The organism is Alteribacillus persepolensis (assembly GCF_900099605.1).
In the GTDB taxonomy this organism is placed as follows: domain Bacteria; phylum Bacillota; class Bacilli; order Bacillales; family Marinococcaceae; genus Alteribacillus; species Alteribacillus persepolensis.
In genome coordinates this window covers 1-2,233 of record NZ_FNDK01000062.1, presented here as the reverse complement: position 1 = coordinate 2,233, position 2,233 = coordinate 1, and the positions used below count along the sequence as shown (strand labels likewise).

The 2,233-nt window shown below is 36.0% G+C and carries 3 protein-coding genes; all 3 read left to right on the top strand.

What is annotated here, in order from left to right:
• The coding region (locus tag BLT18_RS17905) for an SDR family oxidoreductase (protein ID WP_139184774.1) at positions 1-113 on the top strand (113 nt) is incomplete at its 5' end.
• A gap of 80 nt (positions 114-193) precedes the next feature.
• Entirely contained in the window at positions 194-943 is a 750-nt protein-coding gene (locus tag BLT18_RS17900) for an SDR family NAD(P)-dependent oxidoreductase (RefSeq protein WP_091277150.1), read from the top strand.
• 46 nt (positions 944-989) lie between these two features.
• Positions 990-2,233, top strand: a 1,244-nt coding sequence (locus tag BLT18_RS17895) for an MFS transporter (protein ID WP_091277147.1), incomplete at its 3' end; no start/stop codon positions are given.

Here is a 2,233-nt window from a genome sequence, read left to right as displayed (position 1 = left end):
TTGCTAAACCTGAAGAAATTGCCAATTTAGCTCTCTTTTTAGCCAGTGATGAATCAAGCTATATGACAGGTTCGGGTATCGTCATTGATGGAGGAATGTGCGTAGAAGCCTAAAAAAACCAATAAACTATTAATTTACGAAAACAGAGTGGATCAGTTATCAATCTAGCAACTAGTAAAAAGGAGGATAAGCGATGAATCAATTAGCAGGAAAAGTAGCGATTGTAACTGGTGGGGCATCAGGAATTGGTAGAGAAGTTGCGTTACAATTTGCGAATGAAGGTTCGAAGGTGGTTATCGTTGACATCAATGAAGAAAAAGGAAAAGAAATTGAAAAACTGATCAAAGATGATCGTGGTAGTGCATTGTTCATACGAGCAGATATAACTAATCCATATGCTGTAAATGAACTTTATTCTAAGGTGGAAGAGACGTACGGAAAAGTGGATATCCTATTTAACAATGCTGGTATATTTTTAGAGGGACGACTGACACATGAACTTAGTTTTACAGAATGGAAGAAATTGATGAGCGTGAACTTGGATGCAGTATTCCTCATGGCTCGAAAAGCACTTAGATATATGTTAAAGAACGGAGAAGGCGTTATCGTGAATACAGCATCTGCAGTGAGTGACGTTGGTTACGCTCAACAAGCAGCTTACACTGCTTCTAAACATGCTGTTGCAGGCTTTACAAAGACGTTAGCTTTAGAATATTCCAATCATAATATCAGGGTTAATGCGATATCTCCTGGGGAAACAGAAACACCACTTATAGATTGGTACTCAAAGGAAGAACTGGAAGCAGTATTAGCAGATTATCCAATAGGTCGAATGGCGAAACCAGTGGAAATGGCAAAAGCAGTAGTTTTCCTTGTAAGTCCAGATGCAAGCTATATTACAGGAACTAATCTATTTGTAGATGGTGGATTTACAGCAAAGTAGAATTTTAAAGGCTTTAGTGTGAAAACATGATAGGGGGGCGTAAAGTTTGGATAATAAAAAGAGATGGACAGCGTTATGGATTAGTTTTTTTGCTATGTCATTTATGTTTATACCTTATGTTGGCTATTCCATAATAACAATTGATTTAATGGAAGAATTTTCAATTAACTATACTCAGATAAGTTTAATTGCATCAATAGCAGCTATATCTGCCGGGCTCACTCTACCTTTTGCTGGTCATTATGTGGATAAATATGGACCTAAAAAAATTATGTTAGTAGGAATTGGGATACTAGCGATTGGGCAATTAGTTTTTGCTTTTGCTCCAAGTTTCGGTTTACTTTTATTTTCACGTGCCATACTTGGAGTAGGGATTGGCTTAATGATTATTGCTCCGTATACGATGGCCCTATTATGGTTTAAAGAAAGCAACTCTGCGGGTTTAGGTTTAGGCATTATGTTGGGGACAGATAGTATTGGTATTTTAATGTCAAACTATCTATTAGCAATTGTTTTAAATGCAATTAGTTGGAGAATGGGAATGTTTTGGACCAGTATAGTATTAATTGTACTAGGCTTATTTGTAGCTTTAAGTTTAAAAAATCCTCCTATAAAAAAGGGAGAACATCCTGACAATACTAATTCCCTGAGTATTAGGGATTTTATAAATACACTTACTAATAGAAACGTAATTGGTGCAACTATTTATCTCATAGGTTTGTTTAGTATATTCAGTCTAGCTGTTTATTGGATCCCTACAATACTAATTGAAGAACGTGGATGGTCGGCTGAATTATCTGGGTTCATCAGTACAACATTTGCTTTAGCTGGATTTCTTGGTGCTTTTTTATTCGGAATATATTCAGACAAGTTAAAAAGACGGAAAATATTCATAACAGTCGGTAATTTATCGGGAGTTGTAATTTTTGCTATAGTTTCTTATGTCTATAGTTTAGAAAATTATATTTTGTTAGCAGCGTTACTCCCAGTATCTGGACTTTTGGGATATGGAGGGGCATCTGTTGCTTATACAATAGCTGCTGAAAGTGTGGGAGATAAAAAAGCGGGTTTAGCCAATGGAATAGTTGCAGGAGCAGGAATTTTTTTAGGGACTGTTATTATCCCGACTATACTTGGCTATGTCAAAGATATAACTGGAAGTTATCTTTTTGGCTTCTTAAGCCTCGCACTTTTTTTAGGAATTGTTAGTATATTGAGTTTCTTATTCCTCAGAGATCTGAAAGCTACAACTCCAATTAATGAAGGGGAAATTAAGGGAGGGAAAATCTA